Source organism: uncultured Streptococcus sp. (genome assembly GCF_902463925.1).
Taxonomy (GTDB): Bacteria; Bacillota; Bacilli; order Lactobacillales; family Streptococcaceae; genus Streptococcus.
Genome location: NZ_CABQHE010000009.1, coordinates 37,875 through 61,913 on the forward strand (window position 1 = coordinate 37,875; position 24,039 = coordinate 61,913).

At 40.9% G+C, this 24,039-nt stretch carries 25 protein-coding genes; 1 reads left to right on the forward strand and 24 read right to left on the reverse strand.

The window, feature by feature from the left end; translation table 11 throughout:
- Window positions 1-179 precede the first annotated feature (179 nt).
- The 5 genes from glyQ to RDY04_RS07340 all read right to left on the reverse strand — a co-directional run bounded on the left by glyQ (window position 180) and on the right by RDY04_RS07340 (window position 5,992).
- Window positions 180-1,097: a glycine--tRNA ligase subunit alpha gene (gene glyQ / locus RDY04_RS07320; RefSeq protein WP_049496776.1), complete on the reverse strand. Its 918-nt coding sequence runs from the start codon at window positions 1,095-1,097 to the stop codon at window positions 180-182.
- A 35-nt stretch (window positions 1,098-1,132) separates the two neighbouring features.
- Window positions 1,133-1,504, reverse strand: a complete 372-nt coding sequence (locus RDY04_RS07325) for a GFA family protein (RefSeq protein ID WP_303951278.1) — start codon at window positions 1,502-1,504, stop codon at window positions 1,133-1,135.
- 273 nt (window positions 1,505-1,777) lie between these two features.
- Window positions 1,778-3,022, reverse strand: coding sequence for a hypothetical protein (locus RDY04_RS07330; RefSeq protein ID WP_303951280.1), 1,245 nt, complete (start codon window positions 3,020-3,022; stop codon window positions 1,778-1,780).
- A gap of 105 nt (window positions 3,023-3,127) precedes the next feature.
- Complete coding sequence (gene nagA / locus RDY04_RS07335; protein ID WP_303951282.1) at window positions 3,128-4,276, reverse strand: N-acetylglucosamine-6-phosphate deacetylase; 1,149 nt, start codon at window positions 4,274-4,276, stop codon at window positions 3,128-3,130.
- An 84-nt stretch (window positions 4,277-4,360) separates the two neighbouring features.
- Window positions 4,361-5,992 (reverse strand): Na/Pi cotransporter family protein, encoded by a 1,632-nt coding sequence (locus tag RDY04_RS07340; protein WP_303951284.1) that lies wholly within the window; start codon window positions 5,990-5,992, stop codon window positions 4,361-4,363.
- Between the two features lie 385 nt (window positions 5,993-6,377).
- On the opposite strand from RDY04_RS07340, the gene RDY04_RS07345 reads away from it, so the two are divergent.
- The gene (locus RDY04_RS07345; protein ID WP_303951286.1) at window positions 6,378-6,884 is read left to right on the forward strand and encodes a YgjV family protein; all 507 of its coding nucleotides are present in this window, start codon (window positions 6,378-6,380) and stop codon (window positions 6,882-6,884) included.
- 18 nt (window positions 6,885-6,902) lie between these two features.
- Here RDY04_RS07345 and RDY04_RS07350 read toward each other — a convergent pair whose 3' ends face one another.
- The 19 genes from RDY04_RS07350 to atpB all read right to left on the reverse strand — a co-directional run bounded on the left by RDY04_RS07350 (window position 6,903) and on the right by atpB (window position 24,016).
- The gene (locus tag RDY04_RS07350; RefSeq protein WP_303951288.1) at window positions 6,903-7,724 is read right to left on the reverse strand and encodes a Cof-type HAD-IIB family hydrolase; all 822 of its coding nucleotides are present in this window, start codon (window positions 7,722-7,724) and stop codon (window positions 6,903-6,905) included.
- Window positions 7,725-7,746: 22 nt separating this feature from the next.
- Window positions 7,747-8,403 carry a glycoside hydrolase family 73 protein gene (locus RDY04_RS07355; protein ID WP_303951290.1) on the reverse strand — a complete coding sequence of 219 codons (657 nt, stop codon included), beginning with the start codon at window positions 8,401-8,403 and terminating at the stop codon, window positions 7,747-7,749.
- A 90-nt stretch (window positions 8,404-8,493) separates the two neighbouring features.
- On the reverse strand, window positions 8,494-8,835 hold the full coding sequence (locus RDY04_RS07360) for a P-II family nitrogen regulator (protein ID WP_303951291.1): 342 nt from the start codon (window positions 8,833-8,835) through the stop codon (window positions 8,494-8,496).
- A gap of 10 nt (window positions 8,836-8,845) precedes the next feature.
- The gene (locus RDY04_RS07365) at window positions 8,846-10,081 is read right to left on the reverse strand and encodes an ammonium transporter (RefSeq protein WP_303951294.1); all 1,236 of its coding nucleotides are present in this window, start codon (window positions 10,079-10,081) and stop codon (window positions 8,846-8,848) included.
- Between the two features lie 136 nt (window positions 10,082-10,217).
- A complete protein-coding gene (rsmI, locus tag RDY04_RS07370) occupies window positions 10,218-11,084 on the reverse strand; it encodes a 16S rRNA (cytidine(1402)-2'-O)-methyltransferase (protein ID WP_303951296.1) in 867 nt (288 codons plus the stop codon).
- A 2-nt stretch (window positions 11,085-11,086) separates the two neighbouring features.
- A complete protein-coding gene (gene yabA / locus RDY04_RS07375) occupies window positions 11,087-11,407 on the reverse strand; it encodes a DNA replication initiation control protein YabA (RefSeq protein ID WP_002887582.1) in 321 nt (106 codons plus the stop codon).
- Entirely contained in the window at window positions 11,394-12,200 is an 807-nt protein-coding gene (gene ricT / locus RDY04_RS07380) for a regulatory iron-sulfur-containing complex subunit RicT (protein ID WP_303951300.1), read from the reverse strand. Before ricT ends, yabA begins: the two co-directional genes overlap by 14 nt.
- Window positions 12,197-13,072 (reverse strand): DNA polymerase III subunit delta', encoded by an 876-nt coding sequence (locus RDY04_RS07385; RefSeq protein WP_003095448.1) that lies wholly within the window; start codon window positions 13,070-13,072, stop codon window positions 12,197-12,199. Before RDY04_RS07385 ends, ricT begins: the two co-directional genes overlap by 4 nt.
- A gap of 8 nt (window positions 13,073-13,080) precedes the next feature.
- Window positions 13,081-13,710: a dTMP kinase gene (tmk, locus tag RDY04_RS07390; protein WP_303951302.1), complete on the reverse strand. Its 630-nt coding sequence runs from the start codon at window positions 13,708-13,710 to the stop codon at window positions 13,081-13,083.
- A gap of 235 nt (window positions 13,711-13,945) precedes the next feature.
- Complete coding sequence (tpiA, locus tag RDY04_RS07395; protein WP_303951304.1) at window positions 13,946-14,704, reverse strand: triose-phosphate isomerase; 759 nt, start codon at window positions 14,702-14,704, stop codon at window positions 13,946-13,948.
- 250 nt (window positions 14,705-14,954) lie between these two features.
- Window positions 14,955-16,151, reverse strand: a complete 1,197-nt coding sequence (gene tuf, locus RDY04_RS07400) for an elongation factor Tu (RefSeq protein ID WP_003095670.1) — start codon at window positions 16,149-16,151, stop codon at window positions 14,955-14,957.
- Window positions 16,152-16,387: 236 nt separating this feature from the next.
- Window positions 16,388-17,668 (reverse strand): cell division peptidoglycan polymerase FtsW, encoded by a 1,281-nt coding sequence (ftsW, locus tag RDY04_RS07405; protein WP_303951306.1) that lies wholly within the window; start codon window positions 17,666-17,668, stop codon window positions 16,388-16,390.
- Window positions 17,669-17,923: 255 nt separating this feature from the next.
- Window positions 17,924-18,340, reverse strand: coding sequence for a F0F1 ATP synthase subunit epsilon (locus RDY04_RS07410; protein WP_002890211.1), 417 nt, complete (start codon window positions 18,338-18,340; stop codon window positions 17,924-17,926).
- A 13-nt stretch (window positions 18,341-18,353) separates the two neighbouring features.
- Window positions 18,354-19,760, reverse strand: a complete 1,407-nt coding sequence (atpD, locus tag RDY04_RS07415; RefSeq protein WP_002885994.1) for a F0F1 ATP synthase subunit beta — start codon at window positions 19,758-19,760, stop codon at window positions 18,354-18,356.
- A 76-nt stretch (window positions 19,761-19,836) separates the two neighbouring features.
- Complete coding sequence (locus tag RDY04_RS07420) at window positions 19,837-20,715, reverse strand: F0F1 ATP synthase subunit gamma (protein WP_002886026.1); 879 nt, start codon at window positions 20,713-20,715, stop codon at window positions 19,837-19,839.
- An 18-nt stretch (window positions 20,716-20,733) separates the two neighbouring features.
- The gene (gene atpA / locus RDY04_RS07425) at window positions 20,734-22,239 is read right to left on the reverse strand and encodes a F0F1 ATP synthase subunit alpha (RefSeq protein ID WP_295493788.1); all 1,506 of its coding nucleotides are present in this window, start codon (window positions 22,237-22,239) and stop codon (window positions 20,734-20,736) included.
- A 15-nt stretch (window positions 22,240-22,254) separates the two neighbouring features.
- Window positions 22,255-22,791 (reverse strand): F0F1 ATP synthase subunit delta, encoded by a 537-nt coding sequence (locus RDY04_RS07430; RefSeq protein ID WP_303951312.1) that lies wholly within the window; start codon window positions 22,789-22,791, stop codon window positions 22,255-22,257.
- Window positions 22,791-23,288, reverse strand: coding sequence for a F0F1 ATP synthase subunit B (atpF, locus tag RDY04_RS07435; RefSeq protein WP_002886161.1), 498 nt, complete (start codon window positions 23,286-23,288; stop codon window positions 22,791-22,793). Before atpF ends, RDY04_RS07430 begins: the two co-directional genes overlap by 1 nt.
- Before the next feature lie 20 nt (window positions 23,289-23,308).
- On the reverse strand, window positions 23,309-24,016 hold the full coding sequence (gene atpB, locus RDY04_RS07440) for a F0F1 ATP synthase subunit A (RefSeq protein ID WP_154865058.1): 708 nt from the start codon (window positions 24,014-24,016) through the stop codon (window positions 23,309-23,311).
- Window positions 24,017-24,039 lie beyond the last annotated feature (23 nt).

Sequence of the window (24,039 nt, forward strand, 5' to 3'; positions counted from 1 at the left end):
CAGTTTGCCTTATGTGATTGGCACGCAAGCAACCGACTTCGTCGTTTCATTGCTAAAATTGGAGCCTAAGGTCTCCAATTTTGCCTGGTATCGTTAGTTTCTCTAACGATACCTTTATCACTGCGGCAACTGGTTCTGTAGGATTGCTCTATCATCCAATCCCATCTAATACGCCCTTTTTATTCTTCCTCTTCTGCTAGGAGTTTGGCGCGTGTGGCTTCGTCGAGAAGTGGGTAGCCGAGTTTCTTACGTTCTGCAACGAAGGTCTTGGCTACGACACGGGCTAAGTTACGGATGCGAGCAATGTAACCTGCACGTTCTGTAACGGATACTGCTCCACGAGCATCTAGCAAATTGAAGGTATGTGAACATTTCAAAACGTAGTCATAGGCAGGGTGAACAAGACCCAATTCCAAAGCACGTCCTGCTTCTTTTTCAAATTTTTCGAAGTTTTCAAGAAGCATATCTTGGTCAGAAACTTCAAAGCTGTATTTTGAATGTTCATATTCTGGTTGAAGGAAGATTTCTCCGTATTTAACGCCTGGAGCCCACTCGATATCATAAACTGAGTCAACTTCTTGGATGTAAGAAGCCAAACGTTCCAATCCGTAAGTGACCTCAGAAGTTACTGGACCAGTTGCCAATCCACCAACTTGTTGGAAATAGGTGAACTGAGTGATTTCCATACCGTCAAGCCAAACTTCCCAACCAAGACCAGCTGAACCAGTTGATGGGTTTTCCCAGTTATCTTCAACGAAACGGATATCGTGTTCCAAAGGATCGATACCTAATTTTTCCAACGACTCAAGGTAGAGCTCTTGGATGTTTGATGGTGATGGTTTCATCACCACTTGGAATTGGTGATGTTGGTAAAGACGGTTTGGGTTTTCCCCGTAACGACCATCAGCTGGACGACGAGATGGCTCTACATAAGCCGCATTCCATGGCTCAGGACCAATGGCACGAAGGAAGGTGTAGGGACTCATGGTACCTGCACCCTTTTCATTATCATAAGCCTGCATGAGCATACAACCCTGGTCATTCCAGTATTGTTGCAAAGTAAGGATAATTTCCTGGAAGGTTAGTTTTTTAGACATTATTTACTCCTTTAATTTATATTATCTTTTTAGGTTTATTTATCAAGCAACCAAGAAAAAGCTGGATCCTGAAAAATATGACGTTTGGGAATAGTTTGTAAATTCTGATCGCATTCATCTATTGTACCTAATTTCAAAGCACAGACTTCTGGTATATTTTCTTGAACAGTGAAAATCTGACTATGACAGTTCTGGCAGTAATAACGCTGTTTTCCTGGAGAAGAACTATAAGTAACAAGCTTTTCTTTTCCATGCAATACTAGCTTTTTACTGCTAACTTTGGCATTAACTGTATAGGCAGACGCAGTTGCCTTCCGACAGAATGAACAGTGGCAAAACACTAATTCAGATAATTCCTCATCTAGAGTGTAAGTCACTGCTTTACATAAACAAGATCCTTTAAGCATTGTACTCCTTTCTACTTAGGCATTAGACAAATTCAAAAAGAACCGTGTCTCTGCTCCTAAGTCGTTCGACCTAGGGGCGTCAGAAACGCGGTTCCACCCTAATTTATTACTTCATTTTATCTGTTTGTATTCAGCTCTTTGCTGAGAGAAAGCGCCACTTGCTTACTTTGCTCTACTTGGCTTTCACTATCCCAAGCTCGCTAGAAAAACGCCATAAGCCCTTCTTTCTTGTCAGTATTATAGCAGAAATAGAGAAACTTGTAAAATAAAATTCTAATCCTTCTCACTGATTCCCATTTCCTGACGAACATGTGCATGGGAATCTTCATGGAGAATATCATTATCAATAATTGAGGCTTCTCGAAGTTCTTCGGCTTTTTTCTTGTCCTGATGGGTTAAGTCTTGATTGGGATCATAAGCTTTCTCGACGATAGACAAGAGATGATTTCGAATTTCCTTTTCCTTACGAATTTTGGCTTTTTTGCGGTAACTAGCTACAACGAGCACAACCAACATCAGCATTCCCAAATAACCGATAATAGGATACATAACCGCTACCAATTGACGGAAGCCCATGAAGGAAACAGCAAAACCAGCAAGGGCAAATGCCGCCACAAAGAACTTGAATCGTTTATCACTACCCGCTGAGAAGCGTTTCCCAAGGGCATAGTAAAGACTAAAGACGGTATTGAAAATCAAGCCAAAAATCACTAAGGCGTAGAGTGTCGCAAAGATAGGGTTCACTTCCTTGGCAATAGCCAGCATAGGAACATCTGAGCTAGCAACTTTATCACTGTTAGCAAAGAGAATCAAGGTCGTGATGAAAAAAATCACACCAACCATAAGGCCACCCCATGTTCCGCTCTTTTCAGCTTCATTTATTTTGAGAATAGAGCCGCCCATCACAAAGGCCATCGCTATAGCCGACATGACACAGACAGCAAAATAATTGATCACAGACATCCAAACGCTTGGAAAGGGTGATTGAATGGTTTGCGACACCTTATCCATCTCAGCAAAATCCCAGTGACGTCCTAGAACATTGGTCACGAATATCATGGCAATCATAACCAAAATCATAGGGGTAAAAACTCCAATAACACCGATGATTTTTTTGAAATCTAGGAAACTCACAAAAATAGTCAGAGCTGTACACAGGAAGGCACCTACCCAAATCGGAAAGCCGAACTGTTGGTTTAGGTTAGCCCCCGCACCTGCTGTCATCACAAAACCAAACAGGAAACAAGTGATAATCAAAGCGATATCCAAAATACGGTAAATCACAGGATGACTGATTTCTGCCAGGACTACTGAATGATCATCTGAACGGTAATAACTTCCCAGAGCAATCATGAGTCGCCCAAAGCCAACATGCAAAATCCCTAGAACTATAACACCTATCAATCCCCAGGCTCCAAAACTAACAAAATACTGTAAGAGGTCCTGTCCTGAAGATACCCCTGCACCAATCATTACACCGACGTAGGCCAGGGCAATGCTCCAAATACGTTTTGACATATTACCTCCTGTAAAATATAAAGTATTTCTATTTTACACTACTCTGACACCTTTGTAAAAATTAATTAAAAACAGCACCTTCATAAGAAAGTGCTACTTATACTCTTATTTTTCCCAACCTTTTCGTCCATCAATATAGGTTGCTTGCAAATTCAAGGAGTCATCTAAGACGATAAAATCAGCTGGTAGACCTGCTTTTAGGCTTCCGCAAGTATTTTCAAGCCCAACCGATTTAGCTGGAACACTAGTTGCCATTTGCAGAGCTTGAGCAACCGTCACAAGTCCCCAGTCAACCACATGTTTAACACCATCTTTAAGTTGTAGAATAGATCCAGCTAGGTTACCACCTTCTTTGAGGCGGGCAGTACCATTTTCAACAATAACAGGAAGTTCGCCTAACATATAGTCTCCATCCGGACAACCTCCCGCTGACATACAGTCTGTAATAAGGGCAACTCCTTGAGGAGTCTTTTGCTTGATAAGAACCTTACAAGCTGCAGGAACCACGTGATGACCATCTGCAATCAACTCACCAATCGTTTCTGGACTATCGAAGGCTGCACCAACCATTCCAGGTTCACGATGCGTAAACCCACGCATACCGTTGTAGACGTGAACCCAAACAGATGCCCCAGCTTCCACAGCCGCTACAGCTTCCTCGTAAGTAGCATTGGAATGACCTAGAGCGATTGTCACACCTTGCTCAGTCGCTTCTTTGATAAATTCAACTACTCCCTCACGTTCAGGAGCCAAGGCCAGCTTGATTAATTTTCCTTGAGCTGCCTCTTGCCAGGCCTTCAGTTGTTCCACACTTGGATTGCCCATGTATTTCGGATTTTGAGCTCCCTTATAGGTTTCAGTGAAATAAGGTCCTTCAAAGAAGAGCCCCTGAATTTTAGCACCAGACTCCTTACCAGCCGTCTCTGCTGTTGTCTGACAGATAGCTTTTAACTCTTCAAATGGCGCTGTCAATGCTGTCGGTAAGAAAGAAGTCACACCTGCTGAAAGCAAGGCTTGACTCATACCAAGGAGACTTTCTGCCGAATTATCCATAACATCGTATCCCGCAAATCCATGGATGTGAGTATCCACAAGACCAGGAGCAATCTGATAATCACTGTAATCTAGCACTTCTGCACCTTCTGGCACATTTTCTGTCCAATCACTAAAATGACCATCTGTGACTGCCAAGTAGCCACCTTCTTTGACCTTGTAATCAAAATAAAAACGTTTGGCTGAAATATAATAGGTCATAGGACCACCTCTCATCATTTTTCTATGTTTTTAATACGCCTTCATTATATCAAAAAAGCCGAGAAATTTTCTCGACTTTCTCTATTAAATCACACCTTCTGTAACCTTTTCAACAAGGTTAATCGCATGGTCCGCGATACGTGTGTAATGTGAGAGGTAATCAACATAGTTGATACCTGCTTGCGCAGTACATTCACCATTGTTAAGACGTTTGGTATGTGTTTTACGCAATTGTTTTTCAAGTTTTTCCAATTCTTCATGACGAAGGATGACTTGACCTGCAAGTACCTTGTCATCATCCACAACAACACGAATACTATCGAGAACAATACGGTGCGTACGATTATAAACATCCCCAAGCTCGGCCTTAGCAGTCTCAGAGAATTCAATCCCCTTATTATGAATATGTTGTGAAAGGTTGGCACTTGCAACTGCCAGATCACCAATACGCTCCAAGTCACGAACAGAATCTAAAACACTTGCCAAAATTTCGTTTTCAGAAACACTAAGCGATTCATTAGAGATGTCAATCAAGTAAGTTGTTAACTCTTCATCAATACTGTTAACAGCTGTTTCATACTTCTCTACCTTGTCAAAGTATTTCTCCTCACCTTTATCAAAGAAAGCGTATGAAGCCTCCAAAGATTGAATGGCATACGACGCTAAGTGAACCAACTCTTTCTTAGCATTACCAAGGGCAATGGCTGGCGCTTGTGTGATAAGCAAACGATCCAAGTAAAGCGCTTCGTACTTGTTAACTTCATCCTCACCAGGAATAATCTTAGTTACAAGATAAGCAAGAAGCCCAATGAATGGGAATTGCACGATAGTATTTGCAATGTTAAAAGTACCGTGAGCAAAGGCGATAGTCATCTCAGGTGTCAAACCAAGCACAGACTTAAACCATTGAATCAGAGCTGTGAATGGTACCAAGAGAATCAAACACAAGACCGTCCCAATAACATTGAACAACACGTGAGCCCCTGCCACACGTTTGGCCGCAATGTTAGAACCAAGAGCAGCTAGAACCGCTGTAATTGTTGTCCCGATATTATCACCAAAGAGGATTGGAAGAGCACCTTGCAAGTCGAGCAAACCACCTGAATAAAGGCTCTGAAGAATACCAATGGTAGCTGCCGAAGACTGAATCAACATGGTCAAACCAGAACCAATGATAACTCCCATGATTGGGCGGTCACCTAAAGTTGCCAGGTAATCTTTAAAGGCTGTTACTGACTTCAAAGGTTCTACCGCATCTCCCATCAGGTTAAGGGCAAAGAAAATCCCCCCAACACCAAACAAGATACGTCCTAGGTTATTGAGCTTCTTATTACTCGTAAAGAAGAGAAACGCCGCCCCTAGGAAAAGCACTGGAAGGGCATAGTCTCCAAGCTTGAAACCAATCATAAAGGAGGTTACGGTTGTCCCGATATTCGCCCCCATGACAATACCAATAGCCTGACGAAGGCTCAAAAGCCCTGCCGAAACCAGACCTACGACAATAACGGTTACCCCGGAACTCGACTGAATCAAGGCCGTCATGACAATACCAATCAGAACCCCTAAAAATGGGTTACTGGTGTACTTATCGATGTAAAAGCGTAGTTTATCTCCGGCCGCTTGTTGAAGACCATCACCCATGTACTTAATACTAAATAGGAAAAGTCCCAAACCACCGAGGAAAGAAAACGCAATATCCTGCCAATTTACTGACACATTTTTGTCCTCATTATATAAAATTTTCGGTAAGACCGACTCTTCTATTGTATCTATTTATTAAGGAATAAACAAGACTTTTCCCAAAAATAATAAAAAGATCAGATACTCATATCAGAAAGCCATCAATGCCCGTCTCGAGTATGCTGCGCTTTTATCTGATACTTGTCACCAGATTTCAAGCAAAAACAGTCAGAAAAACATTACTAGCAGTGTTTGGAGATTTTCATAAATGGAACCTAGCATAGCAATACCATCATCCGTTGGGAGATGCTTTTTTTAGTTGTTCCTTCATCTTTTATGACCTCAAAATAACGGATAGATATTATCGAAATAAATCCTTCTTTCTTGTGATATAATAAAGGAAAAAATTGGAAGTTGCATCATGACAATCTACATTCTAGCACAAGTATTCTCAGCCATAGGTGCCCTATGTGTCGCCATATCTTCTTTTGCAAAATCAAAAAATAAAATGCTAGTCTGGCAAATTACCGACTACATTTTTACTGCTATAGCCAACCTCTTATTGGGTGGCTATACCGGTGCTTTAACCATTAGTATTTCCATCATTCGTAATAGCTTGATGGTCAAAAAGAAGATGACCAAAACTATCTTGACTATCCTCATCATTTTTCAAATCATCGTAGGGTCTTATCTCAATCAATTTGGAGTTATTGGCTATTTGCCAATCATCTCTTCAGTCTCTTATAGTCTAGCAATTGCTATCACACGAAACCTCCAATGGCTTCGCTGGGTCATTATTGAAAATATGTTACTCTGGCTAATTTACGATTTGACCATTCAGGCTTACCCAGCTGCCGTCACTGATATCACTATCACACTGACTACTCTTATTGCCATTATTAAAAATCGAAAAACCTTTAGCAAATAGAAGCTAAAGGTCTTTTTCTTATAAAGCCCAAGTACGAATAGCGTAGGCTACGCCTGCCTCGTCATTTGTCAAGGTCACATACTTACACAAATCTTTAATGTCGTCACTAGCATTACCCATGGCAACACTTTGACCGACGAATTGTAGCATTTCGAGGTCATTGGCAGCATCTCCCAAAGCCATAATCTGTTCGGGATTGATACCCAACTTTTCAGCTAAATGCTTCAGTCCACTGGCCTTGGTTACTCCTTGTGGCATAATTTCAAAGATATAATCTTGACTGCGAACCGTACTATAGTGCTGACTAAGACTATCTTCCATCGCATTTTGTAAGGTGTCCAAAGGTTCCGAATCAGCCATATACATAGCTTGGAAAATCACTTGCCCTTCCTCAAAGATTTCTTCCAAACTCCTAGCTTTCGCTTCTGTAAAAACAGTCCCAGCATCATAAGCTACTAGCTCAGGTACCTCATTCCCCACAACATAGTAAGTTTTTTCACCAGTAAAGGTTAGAGCCACCCCTGGGAAGTCTTCACAAACCTGCAAGAGTTCTTCCATTTCAGAGCGGGATAAACTTTCAGATTGAATCAAGGTCCAATTTTTAGTTTCATAAGTTGAACACCCATTGTTCATGATAATGTACTCTTCTTCACTAAGACCCAATTTTTCAAAATGGGGAACAATGCCTGAACGTGGGCGACCCGTACAAAGGACAATCTTAATACCTGCCGTAGCCGCATCTTGAATAGCCTTGATGTTCTCTTCAGGTATCTCTTTTTGGCTATTTAAGAGTGTCCCGTCCATGTCAATTGCAATGAGTTTCACTTGGTTCTGGTTCATATTTTTCTTATTCTCCTTGATCCTAATATGTGTCGTAAATAGTTAACTGATATTGTTCTATGATGCTATTCAATTTATCCCCATAGGTTGTGTCGGTGGCATAAACGCCTGTTAGGGCTGCCGTCGCATCTTTATAACTCTTTGTCTTGGAACGGTGCACTCCTACATAGTAGCTTCCCTCAAGAAAGTCCACATAATCCTGTAAAGAATTTTCCACGGAACCATAAGAACGAAAGGCCGCATCAATATAGTAAGGATTACCCTTACCATCATCCTCCCAAGTCGGTAGGGTCACACTTTGACCATTGTAGTCCCCCTTAATCCCAAAGAAGTTATAGGACGGCTTCTGACTCAAACTGGATTGTCCAGAGTCAGATTCTAGAATAGCCTGAGCAATCATGACAGATGCATAAAGGTCGTTTCTAGCCGCCAAATAGCGCGACGTCTCGCCAATCTCAGCAATAAAAGCAACCGTCCTCTCATCTGTAGATGTCATGTTTTTTTCCATAGTCAACTTTGGAAAATTCAAACTAGCTAGGAGTCCCAATAAGGCAAATAGGCCAATAAAAATCAGACTCCACTTTTGGAAAAATTTAGGAAAAAGCAAGAAAGACTTCTTTTTCTTTTTAGTTTTCTTAGGTCTAGCTTTCGACTTGCTTTTCTTTTTCCCTTTCGCCAATCGGTCACCCCCTCAATCATACTAACTCCTCTAAGTATATCAAAATTCACTAAAAAAGACCCAAACCAACTGGTTTAAGCCTTCATTATATTATATGGCGTCTCCACCACGTTCACCAGTACGAATGCGGATAACATCATCAATAGGAACAATAAAAATCTTCCCATCACCAACTTCTCCTGTCGCCACGGCGCTCCGAATGGCATCAACAACTTCGTCAACTGCCATATCCTTAACTACAATTTCAACCTTAACCTTAGCTAATAAGGTGGGAACAATACGCTGTCCACGAACAAACTCTGCAAAGCCACGTTGATTACCGTAACCTAGTACTTGACTCACCGTCATCCCTTTGGCCAAACCACTACCAGTCAAGGCATTTTTCAAATCTTCCAATTTATCCGAACGAATGATCGCTTCTATTTTTTTCATCAGTATCCTCCTACGAATCCATACCCATAAAGGTTGGGTAGGCTGTTTCCTTGTGTTCACAGTCATCAAGACCAATAGCCTCATCACGGTCACTAACACGTAAAGGCATATAATGAGCAATTACTTTAATAATACCATAGGTCACAAGAGCAGACCAGATAGCTGTAAAGATAATAGCCAAGATGGTCACAATAAAGAGATGGGCCTTTCCATAAATCAAGCCAATATTGACCTTATCTAGGGCTAAATCTGGTGTCGTAAAAATCGCAGTAGCCAAACCACCAAAGATACCTCCGACACCATGGCAACCAAAAGCATCCAAAGCATCATCATAGGCAAAACGCTTCTTCAAGACTGAAATAGCATAGAAACAAATCGGACTAACCATAAGACCAATTAGAATGGCACTCCAAATTGAAACAAAACCTGCTCCAGGTGTGATGGCAACAAGTCCGGCCACTAACCCAGTCGAACCACCGACCAAAGAGGGATGACCTGTCACATATTTTTCAAGAGCTAGCCATGAAAACATAGATGCAGCAGCTGAAACATGGGTGGTTACTAGCGCGTGAACTGCCAAGCCATTAGCAGCCAAGGCTGATCCTGCATTGAAACCAAACCAACCAAACCATAAGAGACCCGCTCCCAATAGGACAAAAGGAACATTATGAGGACGGTGTTCTAAAATGCCAAAATCACGACGTTTACCAACAACGATGGCCAGAACCAAAGCCGATACACCCGAGGTAATATGAACCACATCACCACCTGCGAAGTCAATTGTCCCCCATTTAGCAAGGAGCCCTTCGTCCCAAACCATATGTGCAAATGGATAGTAGACAAGAAGTAACCAAAAGACAACAAAGATGGCTAAAGGTGTAAAGCGCATCCTTCCTACCACTGAACCTGTCAAAATCGCCACACAGATAATTGAAAACATCATCTGGAAAGCAGCAAACAGCATATCAGGAATGGTTAGACCACGGCTTGAGGCCGTTTCAGACACACCATTTAAAAAAAGGTGACTAAAATTACCGAAGAAATTCCCATGACCGCCAAAAGAAAGCGAGTAGCCAGCAACAATCCACAAGAGAGAAGCTATAGCTAAGGGAAGAACAGACATCATCATGGTATTGATAACATTCTTACGACGTCCGAGCCCACCATAGAAGAAGGCCAAGGCCGGTGTCATCAAACAAACCATGGCCGAACAAATCAATATAAAGGCACTACTACCTATCTCCATGAAACCACTCCAATTCACAATTTATTTTATGTTAGATAACATAACATAAAACCACAACGAAAACAAGTATATTTACGGAATTTTTTGATAATTCTTTCTTTTCTGACATCTTGTGTTGCCACAAAAAAAGAGCCTCTTAAAGCCCATGGAAAAGGTTATAAAGCTCTTGTCTGTTTATTTTTCGCTCTTTAGCAATGGTTTTTATAGCCTGATTAGGTTTCATACCAGAAGCAATTAAAGCTTCAACAGCCTCTACTGGCGTAACATCTGATGTTAGATTTTCTTCCCTACCATTCTCAGAAGCTCCAGCCACAATCAGTAAACATTCTCCCTTGAGAGGATTACTAGCAATATACTCTAAAATTTCTGAAATTGATCCTCGCTGATATTCTTCATAAAGCTTGGTTAATTCTCGAACTAGAGTTACTTGACGATTACCATAGACCTCATTCATATTTTCAAGGGTATCCGCCACACGGTATGGTGACTCATAAAAAATCTGTGTCTCAGGATAAGATACTTTTTCCTTGAAGAAATCAATCTGCTGTCCCTTTTTACGAGGCAGAAATCCATAAAAAATATGAGGTTGCGGTGCTAAACCACTGGCAATCAAGGCTGTAATACCAGCTGATGCTCCCGGTAAGGCCACCACAGGAATATCCTCAGCAATGGCGGCTTTGACCAAATCATGCCCAGGATCCGAAATGGAAGGCATACCCGCATCAGAAACCTGAGCCAAAGAAAAACCTGACTTCAAGCGTTCCAGTAAATCTGGAATTTTTTCATAAGCATTATGCTCATGAAAAGAATACTGCTTGGTTTCAATTTCAAAATGTTTGAGCAAGAGACCTGTATTACGCGTGTCCTCCGCACAAATAAGATCCACCTCTTTCAGGATTTGCAAACTGCGAAAAGTCATATCCTGCAAATTACCAATAGGTGTGGGAACCAAATAAAGGGTACCATAATTAGATTGCCCCTTAAAACTCTTTTGAACCTGCATGCTTAATCTCCGTACAACAATTCTGCACAGAAGCCACAAGCTTCATTATTATCACGACGTTGACCATAAAAATCTGGGCAGATATGGAATCCATCATCATAAATAGCCTCGAGATTCACCTTACCATGAGACATTTTAGTCCCTGTCTCCTCCTGAACCACTTGACTCAAGTGCTCACGTAATTTGTCGTTTTCCAACTTGAGGGCCGTATTTTCATCTAGAATCCCTGAGAAGTTCGCCTTAATTGCTTCCACTTCTGCCAACATCGACATCAAATTTTGTGATAATTCCTCGAATTTATCATACAATTCACGCTTTTCCATTTAGCTGAACTTCCTCCACTCCATAAGTTAGGGGCGCACGCCCTTTTTCAAATACAATCTTAATAGTCCCTGCAATCACATCAATGGCAACGACCTGACCCGTGCCATCCTTGGTTTCAATTTCATCACCCAAGTCAGGATAACTCGCCTTGCTATCTCGGTAAAAGTCATCTTCATAACTGAGACAACACATAAGTCGACCACAGACCCCATTCATCTTACCAGAATTCAAAGATAAACTCTGATTTTTAGCCATCTTAATCGATACTGGTGGGAATTCACCCAAAAAACTAGAACAACAAAGTGCCCGGCCACAAGGTCCTAAGCCACCATAGATTTTTGATTCCTCACGACTTGAAATCTGACGTAACTCAATACGTGTCTTAAAGTAAGAAGCCAGATCTTTGAGCAACTGACGAAAATCTACCCGTTTTTCAGCTACAAAACCGATTAACACATAAGAGTTATTTAGCGGAAAGACAATATCAACCACCTTCATATCTAGCTGATTTTGAGCAATTAAATCAGCCACTACTCCCATACTCTTTTCAGCCTTCAAAAGATTTTCATCATATCTAGCAAAATCTTTCTCTCCTGCCAATCCTTCAACCCGATTCAAATCCGCAGGCAAACTAACCTCAGGAAAATCTGTGTTTTCCATGACAACCTGGGCTAGGCGCTTATCTTTTTTCTCCAAAACGACTACAAAGTCATCTTTGGCGTAATTTTTATCAGGAACAACGTATTCTACTGCTCCAGTTTCTTCAAATTTTATTCCAATGACTTCTGTCATGATAATACCATATACTCCATCGCATTTTGAAAGCTGACATTAGCAAGCCACATTTTTCGTGCCTCATAAACTAAGTCTAGCCATCGTCTTGCTTGTGGATTTTGTATATCCTTCCCCAATTGATAAGTTAAAAAAGCCCAGACTATCTCTTGTTCCGACTTTTCACTACACTGGACAGCCAGTTTTGCAACGTCCAAATAAAGCAGGTCCTGATTAGATAGCAGGGACTGTGTGAAACGCTCTACTGTATTAATCAGATCAAGAACCTTATTATCTTTAGCTAAGTCTAAAGCCTGAACATCATCTTTAGCAAAATCTGCCAACACTTTGGCTTGTGTCAGCAACAAACCTTCCTTCTGCAGCAATTCTTCCAGATAAGCCCGATTCTTAGGAAAATAAAAGAGTTGAGCTCGGCTTTTAATCGTAGGTAACATACGACTATCATCAGCTGTCAAAAGAAAAATATAAATCTGACTTTGAGGTTCTTCAATAAACTTTAATAGACTATTAGCAGCGTTGACGTGCATCTTATCTGCATCACGAATGATAAAAACCTGAGCCTGCCCTTCAAAACTCGATTGACTAAACTCTCTAGTCAACTGACGAATCGTGTCCGTCTTAATAATCTGTCCTTGTGGCTCTACTATTTTAACATCAGAAAAGTCCCCCTGTGCAATCAAGCGACAGGGACGACAGTGACCACAAGGTAGACCATTCTCAGGAGTCACACAAAACCGACTCTGTGCTAGCCAAATAGCCATATCGAGACTTCCAAAATCACCCGAAAACAAATAAGCATGACTCAAACGATTTTCTCTGATAATTTGTGAAAACTCTTCAAATAGTTTGCTTTGACTCTCAGCTAACTTCATCTTGCTCCTTATAAATAGCCTTTAATTACTTTCCAAGCTTGCTCTACAACATCCTCAAAATCCTGTGAGGCATCGATTAACTTGATACGTTCTGGTTCAGCCTGTGCTAAATCTAAATAACCTTGACGTACACGCTGATGTAGGTCAAGCTTCTCTAAATCCAACCGATTGACTTCACGTTCGCCACTAGCTGCAATGCGGGCCAAACCAGTTTCAGAATCCACATCAAACAATAGGGTCACATCAGGTTTATACCCATCAGTCGCATAGGCATTTAACCAGGCAATCTCATCCTGATTCAAGCCACGACCAGTCCCTTGATAGGCAACTGATGAATCAATAAAGCGATCCATGATGACCATATTGCCTTCTTCAAGCTCTGGCAAAACCTTCTCAACCAAATGTTGACGGCGAGCCGCAATATAAAGCAAGAGCTCTGTCTTAGCATCCATAGCCGTATTATTGACATCCAAAATAACCTCACGGATTTGCTCTGCAATAGCGACTCCGCCCGGTTCACGTGTCGTCACGACTTTAGCTGGATAGGCTTCTCTAAGACGAGGTAAAAGTGCCTCCAAAACTGTAGTCTTTCCAGCACCATCTGGCCCTTCGATTGAGATTAATAACCCTTTTGACATGATACTTCCTTTTCTATTTTATTATCTTCTATTTTATCAAATTTTAGGCTAAAAGAACAATCTCAAAAAGTAAATAGCCTATGGTAAAAGAGTGTATATCTTAGCATGTCATCAAAACCACAAAACATTTCAAAACTCTATTTATATAAACCACATATTTATCTTATTAGGTTTAGTTTTTTAGACACATATTTACAAACAAAAAAGCCGAGGAAAACCCCGACTTTATCTAAAATTATTTAACGAAGTCAAGCAATGCCAAGAAGCTTTCAGCTTCAAGTGATGCACCACCTACAAGAGCTCCGTCAACATCTGGACAAGCCATGTATTCAGCAACGTTTTCAGGTTTAACTGAACCACCGTATTGAACACGTACTTTGTCAGCAACTTCTTGACCGAAGTCAGCTGCTACAACATCACGCACAACTTTACACATTTTTTGTGCATCATCTTGTGAAGCTGATTTACCAGTACCGATAGCCCAGATTGGTTCGTAGGCGATTACTGTTGAAGCGACTTGTTCTGCAGTCAATCCAGCAAGAGCAGCTGAAACTTGAGCACCTACGAATTCAGCAGCTTTACCAGCTTCGTAAGTTTCAAGAGATTCACCACAACAGATGATTGGAAGCATACCGTTAGCAAAGATTGCTTTAGCTTTTTTGTTGATGTCTTCATCAGTTTCGTGGAAGTAGTCACGACGTTCTGAGTGACCGATAACAACATAGTCAGTACCGATTTCTTTCAAAACTTGTGGGCTAGTTTCACCAGTGAAAGCACCTGCATTTTCAAAGTAAGTGTTTTGTGCAGCAACTTTAAGGTTTGAACCTTTAGCAGCAGCAAGAACAGTTGTCAAATCAACTGCAGGAGCCGCAATACCAGCTTCAACAAGGTCAGCTGAAGGTAGTTTTGACGCTACAGCTTCAACAAATGCTTTTGCTTCTTCTGGATTTTTGTTCATTTTCCAGTTACCAGCGATAAATGGTTTACGTGACATTTCACATACCTCTTCTTTTATTTATTTACTCGTTTATTTTATCACAAATCCCTTACTATTACTAGGATTTTAGGAAAATTCCGAAAACTCGACTTGCTTTATTAAGATTGTTCTCTATAAAAGCTAAGTTTAGTCAACTAAATGCAAACAAAGACGACTCTCAGATATTTTAAAAACCAAAAAGAGCCGAGTAAACTCGACTCTCTCAATTATTGTCTGACGAATAATTGTATTGGGAACTTAATATTAATTAAGCTTCGATTTCAGATACGATACCTGAACCAACAGTACGTCCACCTTCACGGATAGAGAATGTTGTACCTTTTTCAACGGCGATTGGGTGGATCAACTCAACGTCGATAGTCACGTTATCACCAGGCATAACCATTTCAGTACCTGCAGGAAGTTCGATTGAACCTGTTACGTCAGTTGTACGGAAGTAGAACTGTGGACGGTAGTTGTTGAAGAATGGAGTGTGACGTCCACCTTCTTCTTTAGAAAGGATGTAAACTTCACCTTTGAATTTAGTGTGTGGGTTGATTGAACCAGGTGCAGCCAATACTTGACCACGTTCGATTTCATCACGTTGGATACCACGAAGAAGAACACCGACGTTATCTCCGGCAATACCTTCGTCAAGTTGTTTACGGAACATTTCAACACCAGTAACAACTGCTTTTTGGATTTCTTCTTTAAGACCAACGATTTCAACTTCATCATTAACACGAACAACACCACGGTCGATACGTCCTGAAGCAACAGTACCACGACCAGTGATTGAGAATACGTCTTCGACTGGAAGCAACAATGGTTTGTCAGTGTCACGTTCTGGTTCTGGAATGTATTCGTCAACAGTGTTCATCAAGTCCATGATGATGTCTTCGTATTTAGAATCACCTTCAAGAGCTTTAAGAGCTGAACCTTGGATAACTGGAATGTCATCACCTGGGAAATCGTATTCTGAAAGAAGGTCACGGATTTCCATTTCAACCAATTCAAGCAATTCTTCATCGTCAACCAAGTCAACTTTGTTCATGAAGACGATAAGGTGTTTAACACCAACCTGACGTGAAAGAAGGATGTGCTCACGAGTTTGTGGCATTGGTCCGTCAGTAGATGCTACTACAAGGATCGCACCGTCCATTTGAGCGGCACCAGTGATCATGTTTTTAACGTAGTCCGCGTGTCCTGGCGCATCGATGTGAGCGTAGTGACGTTTTTCAGTTTCGTACTCAACGTGTGCAGTGTTGATTGTGATACCGCGTTCACGTTCTTCTGGAGCAGCGTCAATTGAAGCGTAGTCTTTTGGTGTGTTAACTGCGCTAGGAAGACGACGAGCCAATACAGTTGTGATAGCAGCTGTCAAAGTAGTTTTACCGTGGTCAACGTGTCCGATTGTACCAATGTTAACGTGTGGTTTACTACGATCGTATTTTTCTTTTGCCATTTAGGAAAAGCCTCCAATAAAATATATTTTATAGATAGACAGTAGGCAATACAGTCTAACTTTACTCTACTATTCTATCAAAATGTCATAGAATTGCAAGTATTTTATATAGTTTTCAATTTTTCTTTAGAGTAATCACAAATATTTCTTTCAGTATTTCTATTTCTACCACTTCTATAAGCTTTTAGTAATCCCTTGCTAATGCCAAACGCTATCAAGTAAAAAAAGAAGCCGTATTAACGACTTCTTCTTAAAGGTACAATTTTTTCATCTTGATTTTCCAATTCTTGAGTCTGAGATAACTCGTCCTCAATAGCTTGAACAATATTATCACGCTTTTCGTTGGCAGCAATATTTAAAACAAATGCAATCCCAACAGAAGTTACCAGAAGCGAGTTACCACCTTGTGAAAGGAAGGGGAAGGTAACCCCTGTCGATGGGATTAGCCCTGAAATTCCTCCGATGTTAACAAAGACCTGCATAAGCATGAGAGCTCCCACACCAAGCGCCATCATAGAGTTAAATGGATTTCTGGCCTTAACTCCCACAATCATAATACGAAGAATGAGGAAAAAGAGGAGAGCCAAAATCAAGCCAGCTCCGATAAGGCCTAACTCTTCAATAACAATTGAAAAGACAAAGTCTGTTGTAGCTTCTGGAAGATAGCCAGTTTTCTCAATCGAATTTCCAAGTCCAAGACCGAACCAGCCCCCATTGCTCATAGCATAGTAAGAATGAGATAACTGTAGACCTGATCCTGTCAAATCCTTAAAAGGATTAAAATAAGCTGCGAAACGCTTGGCAACATAACCGAAGATAGGTACCTTAGCCATGGTTTGTACCCCTACCAAGGCAATTAAACCTAGGAAGGCAGATGAAACTCCTACAATACCGGCAAATAAGGCCGTGAACCAGCGGTAGCCGACACCAGAAATTGAAAACATAACTACCGTAGTCAATACAATAATGGCCGCATTCCCCAAGTCCGGTTGGATGGCAACTAAGCCAATCATTACCAGCAAATAGTAACGCCAGTCATTAAATTCTTTTTTATTCCTCGGTATCCACCTATTCTTAGTTAAAGCCTGATAGTCATAACGTTCTATAGCAGACTGTTGTTTTGAAAAAGTGTGCGCCAAATACCAAACTACAATAACCTTAAGATACTCCGCTGGTTGGAAAGAAAAGGGACCCAGTACAATCCATCCATTCGCACCATTAATTTCTTTAGTGAAAAACTTCGCAACAACCAAAAGCAAAACTTCGGCAAATAGAACAACACCTAAGAGCTTATCTTTTCTGAGGAAATTCAATTTCAATCGATAAATGAAGAAGATAAATAGTAAGGATACTATCCAGAAGGCACCTTGGTTCATAACTGATGCGAAAGGATTGGCTCCATAAGTTACTAAACGAGCACTCGTTGTTGAATAAACCACAATCAAACCAACCACTGATAAAATTAAATAAGGTATCAAGATGGTATAGTCCAAAAGATGTTTCTTTTCAATTTTCATATCTAAAAAACTCATACTTTCTATTACGTTACCCTACATTTTCATAAAAAACATAAAGCTAACAGCTTATATTATAACACTTTGATATCTTAAACTAAAGTAAAAGCTAAATTAACCGTTTTCATTGCTGAAACTTTTATTTAATCTTTTATACTCAAATTCATTTGGCAACTAGCTTTCTGTGGTAATGTTGCTAGTTCTCATATTTTCTTTAAGGATAAACAAAAAACGAGACTTAGGCCCCGTTTTTTTATCTTATTTTGTACCGACACTGATACGATTAAGTGCTCGACGGAGAGCAACCTGAGCACGTTGAACTTCATCAATACGATCAGATTTGGTTGCTTCTTCCAAGTCACGTTCGGCACGTTGCTTGGCACGTTCGGCACGAGAAACGTCAATGTCGCGTTCACGTTCTGCTGAATCGGCAACGATAGTAATGAAATCATCTTTAACCTCGATGATACCACCGTTTACGGCAATCCAATCGACGTGACTCTCGTCATCCACACGACGAACCTTGAGCTCATCCACTTCAAGTGGAGCAATCAAGTTAATATGGCCTGGTAAAATACCAATTTGACCATCTTTAGTAACCGCGTGGATAAAGCTGGCATGGTGGTCATATTTAAGACCATCTGGAGTTACCACTTGTACGGTCATTTGTGCCATATCTTCACCTCATTTAGTAGCCCATAGCTTTAGCTTTAGCTACTACATCCTCAATTGGGCCTACGCTACGGAAGGCATCTTCAGGAAGATTGTCATATTTACCTTCAAGGATTTCTTTAAAGCTACGAACAGTTTCAGCAACTGGAACATAAGAACCTGGTTGACCTGTAAACTGTTCAGCAACGTTGAAGTTTTGTGACAAGAAGAATTGGATACGACGAGCACGTCCAACCAATGTTTTTTCTTCATCTGACAATTCATCCATACCAAGGATAGCGATAATATCTTGCAATTCACGGTAACGTTGAAGCACTCGTTGAACTTCAGTCGCAACAGCATAGTGTTCTTCACCAACAATTTCAGGTGAAAGGGCACGTGAGCTTGATGCCAATGGGTCAACGGCTGGGTAAATACCCATTTGTGTCAACTTACGTTCAAGGTTGGTTGTTGAATCCAAGTGAGCGAATGCTGTAGCTGGCGCTGGGTCAGTATAGTCATCGGCTGGGACATAGATAGCTTGGATTGATGTAACAGAACCTTTTTTAGTTGATGTGATACGTTCTTGCAATTGCCCCATTTCAGTAGCAAGTGTTGGTTGATAACCAACGGCTGATGGCATACGGCCAAGAAGGGCAGAAACTTCAGAACCCGCTTGAGTGAAACGGAAGATGTTATCTATGAAGAGAAGCACATCTTGACCTTCGACATCACGGAAGTATTCCGCAATTGTCAAACCAGTAAGGGCAACACGCATACGTGCTCCTGGTGGCTCATTCATTTGACCAAAGACCATGGCTGTTTTCTCGATAACGCCAGATTCTTTCATTTCCCAGTAAAGATCATTACCTTCACGTGTACGTTCACCAACACCTGTAAACACGGAAATACCACCGTGCTCTTGGGCAATGTTGTGAATCAACTCTTGAATAAGAACCGTTTTACCAACACCGGCACCGCCAAAGAGTCCGACTTTACCACCTTTGAGGTAAGGGGCAAGCAAGTCGATAACTTTAATCCCTGTTTCAAGGATTTCAGTAGATGTTGACAATTCATCGAAAGTTGGTGCTTTTTTGTGAATTGGTTCACGCTCTGCATCATCTGCAAAAGGTGCTTCCAAGTCAATGGTATCACCAAGAACGTTAAAGACACGTCCAAGGGTATCTTTACCAACAGGAACGCTGATTGGACGACCAGTGTCCAGAACTTCTAGTCCACGAGTCAATCCATCAGTAGATTCCATGGCAATGGTACGAACCACACCTTCTCCAAGTTCAAGAGCTACTTCGAGCACGATACGTTTAGACTTTTGTTCATCAGTATAAACGACCAATGCATTGTTAATCTCAGGAAGTTTATCACCAGCTGCAAACGCTACGTCTACAACAGGACCAACAACCTGAGCAATTTTGCCTGAGCTCATTGTTTTCTCCTTATGATAGTTTTCTGGATGACAATCATCCTTTTTTCATGTGTGTCTAATTAAGACAAATCTCTAGCTATTCAAGTGCACTTGCACCACCAACGATTTCAGTAATTTCCTGAGTGATGGCAGCTTGACGCGCACGGTTATATTGGATTGTCAAATCGTTAATCACATTCTTAGCATTATCAGTGGCTGTCTGCATTGCAGTCATACCAGCTGCGTGCTCAGCTGTTTTGGCATCTACGATAGCACCGTAGATAAGACTCTCAGCATATTGTGGCAAGAGTTGATCCAAAATAGTGTCACGATCTGGTTCCAATTCAAACTTGGTCAACACATGACCTTCTGATTCATTGGGATCCAAATCAGCGATAGGAAGCATTTGTTCAACACGAACCTCACTAGATAAACTGTTGACATGGTGGTTGTAGCACACATAAAGTTCATCAAAAAGTTCATTTTGATACATTCCTACTGCTTTAGAAATGATTTTTCCGACTTGTTCAAAACTAGGTTGATCTTCAAGGCCACGAAGTTCAAAAGCAACATTCATGTTACGAGCCTTGAAGAAATCTGAACCTGTTCCACCAATAGAAATGATAGCATATTCATCTTCAGAATCATGGTCACGTTTAATCATGTCCAACACAGCTTTAAGAATTGTTGAGTTATATCCTCCAACAAGTCCTTTATCTGAAGTAATGACAATATAACCTGTCTTACGAACTGGGCGTGCATCCAACATTGGATTTGACGAACCATTAATTAATTCTGAATGTAGAAGATCTGTTGTGATCTGTCTAATTTTTGAGGCATAGATTTGGAAATCTTTAGCAGCTTGCTCAGAACGTGTCAATTTTGAGGCAGAAACCATTTGCATGGCTCCTGTGATCTGACTCGTTTTCTTTGTTGAAGCAATTTTTGCTTGGATTTCTCTTAGAGAGCCTGCCATATGCTGTCCTCCCTATTTCTATTTGTATTCTGATTGATCTTTGAAAGCTTGGATAGCTTCATTAAGTACAGATTCCTCAGGAAGATCCTTAGTTGTACGAATAGTTTCAAAGATATCCTCATGGTGACTATCAAAGTAGTCATAGAGTGCTTCTTCAAAATCCAAGATTTGATCAACCGGAACACTATCCAAGAAACCGTGTGTCAAAGCGTAAAGGATAACAACTTGTTTCTCAACTGGAAGTGGTTTATGAAGCGGTTGTTTCAAAACTTCGATTGTACGACGACCACGGTTCAATTTCGCTTGAGTCGCAGCATCCAAATCTGAACCAAATTGTGTAAAGGCTTCAAGTTCACGATATGAAGCCAAGTCAAGACGAAGTGTACCAGCAACCTTCTTCATCGCTTTAATTTGCGCTGATCCACCTACACGTGACACAGAAGAACCCGCATCAATGGCTGGACGAATACCTGAGTTAAACAAGTTTTCTTGCAAGAAGATTTGTCCATCTGTGATAGAAATAACGTTTGTCGCGATATAAGCTGAGATATCTCCTGCTTGTGTTTGAATGATTGGCAAGGCAGTAATTGAACCACCACCAAGATCATCTGAAACTTTAGCTGAACGTTCCAAAAGACGTGAGTGAAGATAGAAGACATCCCCTGGGTAGGCTTCACGACCTGGTGGACGACGGAGAAGCAATGAAAGTTCACGGTAGGCCACGGCTTGTTTAGACAAATCATCATAAACAATTAATACGTGTTTTCCGTTATACATGAACTCCTCAGCCATTGCAACACCAGCATAAGGCGCAATGTAAAGCAATGGTGATGGTTGTGAGGCTGAGGCAGTCACAACGATTGTGTAATCAAGAGCACCGTGTTTACGGAGAGTTTCTACTTGTGTACGAACTGTTGATTCTTTTTGACCAATAGCCACATAGATACAGATCATATCTTGACCTTTTTGGTTCAAGATAGCATCAATGGCTACTGAAGTTTTACCAGTTTGGCGGTCTCCGATGACCAATTCACGTTGACCACGTCCGATTGGAACCAAAGCATCAATGGCCTTAAGACCAGTTTGCAATGGCTCAGAAACTGATTTACGTTGCATTACACCTGGAGCAGGTGTTTCAACTGGACGAAAACCTGTTGTTTCGATCTCACCAAGACCATCAACTGGTTGCCCAAGTGGGTTTACTACACGACCAATAAGGGCTTCACCAACTGGAACTTCCATGATTTTTCCAGTACGTTTAACAATATCGCCTTCACGAATTGCTACAAAATCCCCCAAGATAATGATACCGACATCATTAGCTTCAAGGTTTTGGGCCATACCATAGGCACCATTTTCAAATTCGAGCAACTCACCACTCATAGCATTATCAAGACCACGAGCACGTGCGATACCGTCACCGATATAGGTAACGACACCAGTTTCAGTGACGTCAAAGTTTGGCTGGAAGTTTTCAATTTGCTTTTTAATTAAAGCGCTAATTTCTTGTGCGTTAATTGCCAAAAGTCACACCACTTTCTATTTCAAATTCGTTTTAAAGGTTTGCAATTGACTACGAATTGACGTGTCAACAACCTTATTTTTTGCTTTGATGACGAATCCTCCGATAAGGTCCTCATCATTTTTTTCTACTAAACGACGTGTCTTAATCTCAAATTTTTGTGAAACAATCGCCAAAAGTCGAGCTTTTTGTTCTTCAGACAAGGGACTCGCTGATGTCACAGTGACATCGTAAGTATTGTCCTCTTGATCAAAGAGCTCAAGGACCAATTTCAACACATCATAGAGAATGTTGGCACGGTCATTGAGTAAGATTACCTCAAGAAAATTGTTCATATACACTGAACAAGACTCTTGAAACAAGCTCAAACTTTCTTTTTTAGCTTCACTTGTCACATTTTCCTGTGACAAGAAGGTTTTTAGATTTGTTTCAGCAAAAACTGTTAGGATTTGCCTTACTTCTTCTTGGATTGTTGACACGGCGTCTTGTTCAAAAGCGACTTCTACCAGACTTCTGGCATACTGCTCAACAAGAGCTTGTGTTTTCTTATCCATTAAGCATCTCCTAATTGATCAAGATAGCTATCAATCAAGTCAGATTGCGCTTTAGCATCAAGGTTTTGTTTCATAACTTTTTCCGCCAAGAGGACAGTCAAGTCTGCAACTTCACCTTTAACTCCAGCAAGTGCTTCCACACGGCTTTGGGCGATGTCTTGATTTGCTTTTTCTTTCAAGCGTTTAGCTTCATCATGTGCTTCTGCAATGATTTTTGATTCTTGAGTTTTACCAGTTTCCTTGGCCCCATCAATAATTTGAGCTGCCTCAGTGCGAGCACCTGCTAACTCATCTTGACGTTTTTGTGCCAAGCTTTCTGCTTCTTGACGAGCATTTTCAGCACTATCAATATCTGTGGCAATTTTCTTTTCACGAGCAGCAAAGATTCCTGTAATTTGATCCCATGCGAATTTACGGATGAGGTAATACAAGAGAAAAACTGAGCCGAGTGTGATAATGATATTACCAAGTGTCGTACTATTAATCAGTAATGACATTTCATTTCTCCCTTTCTTAATTATTCTTCGTTGACTTTATCACCAATATAGTTTGAACTTAAGATAATAAAGACATAGGCTTGGATGAATCCGATAAAGGCTGAAAAGGCAACCCAGACAAGGTTCAAAGCAAAGGATACCGGTGCTGCAAAGGCAGACCATGTCACCAATTGAAGAATCAAGCCAGTAAGTACCTCACCAGAATAAATGTTACCAAACAAACGCAAGGCCAATGAAGCAAGGTTGGTTAATTGTTCCAAAATGTTCATTGGGAGCATAGCTGGGTATGGTGAAAGGTAGCCCTTTAGATAGCCTTTAAGCCCTTTTTTACGTATCCCCTCAATATGACTAACGAGGGTAATAATTAAAGAAAGAGTGATAGTAACACCGAAATTCGATGTTGGAGAAGACCAAAAATTGTAATGCTCACTTTTAACAGATACAAGCAGACCTAAGTTGTTTGCTGTAAACACAAAGGTGAAAATTACAAACAAGAGCAAACTATAATTTTTTGTGAATTTTCCAAGATTTTGAGAAATGGTGTTGTTCACAAATTCATAGATGAACTCGAGTACATTTTGTTTTCCCTTTGGTTTAATGGTCATCTTACGACTTGACCAAAAAACCACTCCAAAAACGATAATTACTGTCAAGAGAGACATGGCAAGGACAGTCAAGTCAAAATCAATCCCAAATAATGAGACGGTTGGATTACTTGTAGTTTCCACTGCTCATCCCTCCTTCATCTTTT

Coding starts and splice junctions, on each gene's coding strand:
- ftsW (WP_303951306.1), bottom strand. CDS start 17,668: ATGAAAATTGAAAAGAAACATCTTTTGGACTATACCATCTTGATACCT.
- RDY04_RS07420 (WP_002886026.1), bottom strand. CDS start 20,715: ATGGCAGGCTCTCTAAGAGAAATCCAAGCAAAAATTGCTTCAACAAAG.
- RDY04_RS07350 (WP_303951288.1), bottom strand. CDS start 7,724: ATGAACCAGAACCAAGTGAAACTCATTGCAATTGACATGGACGGGACA.
- RDY04_RS07325 (WP_303951278.1), bottom strand. CDS start 1,504: ATGCTTAAAGGATCTTGTTTATGTAAAGCAGTGACTTACACTCTAGAT.
- tuf (WP_003095670.1), bottom strand. CDS start 16,151: ATGGCAAAAGAAAAATACGATCGTAGTAAACCACACGTTAACATTGGT.
- ricT (WP_303951300.1), bottom strand. CDS start 12,200: ATGACAGAAGTCATTGGAATAAAATTTGAAGAAACTGGAGCAGTAGAA.
- RDY04_RS07385 (WP_003095448.1), bottom strand. CDS start 13,072: ATGAAGTTAGCTGAGAGTCAAAGCAAACTATTTGAAGAGTTTTCACAA.
- yabA (WP_002887582.1), bottom strand. CDS start 11,407: ATGGAAAAGCGTGAATTGTATGATAAATTCGAGGAATTATCACAAAAT.
- glyQ (WP_049496776.1), bottom strand. CDS start 1,097: ATGTCTAAAAAACTAACCTTCCAGGAAATTATCCTTACTTTGCAACAA.
- RDY04_RS07330 (WP_303951280.1), bottom strand. CDS start 3,022: ATGTCAAAACGTATTTGGAGCATTGCCCTGGCCTACGTCGGTGTAATG.
- atpD (WP_002885994.1), bottom strand. CDS start 19,760: ATGAGCTCAGGCAAAATTGCTCAGGTTGTTGGTCCTGTTGTAGACGTA.
- RDY04_RS07360 (WP_303951291.1), bottom strand. CDS start 8,835: ATGAAAAAAATAGAAGCGATCATTCGTTCGGATAAATTGGAAGATTTG.
- RDY04_RS07365 (WP_303951294.1), bottom strand. CDS start 10,081: ATGGAGATAGGTAGTAGTGCCTTTATATTGATTTGTTCGGCCATGGTT.
- tmk (WP_303951302.1), bottom strand. CDS start 13,710: ATGTCAAAAGGGTTATTAATCTCAATCGAAGGGCCAGATGGTGCTGGA.
- RDY04_RS07410 (WP_002890211.1), bottom strand. CDS start 18,340: ATGGCACAAATGACCGTACAAGTGGTAACTCCAGATGGTCTTAAATAT.
- RDY04_RS07430 (WP_303951312.1), bottom strand. CDS start 22,791: ATGGATAAGAAAACACAAGCTCTTGTTGAGCAGTATGCCAGAAGTCTG.
- nagA (WP_303951282.1), bottom strand. CDS start 4,276: ATGACCTATTATATTTCAGCCAAACGTTTTTATTTTGATTACAAGGTC.
- atpF (WP_002886161.1), bottom strand. CDS start 23,288: ATGTCATTACTGATTAATAGTACGACACTTGGTAATATCATTATCACA.
- RDY04_RS07345 (WP_303951286.1), top strand. CDS start 6,378: ATGACAATCTACATTCTAGCACAAGTATTCTCAGCCATAGGTGCCCTA.
- tpiA (WP_303951304.1), bottom strand. CDS start 14,704: ATGTCACGTAAACCATTTATCGCTGGTAACTGGAAAATGAACAAAAAT.
- rsmI (WP_303951296.1), bottom strand. CDS start 11,084: ATGCAGGTTCAAAAGAGTTTTAAGGGGCAATCTAATTATGGTACCCTT.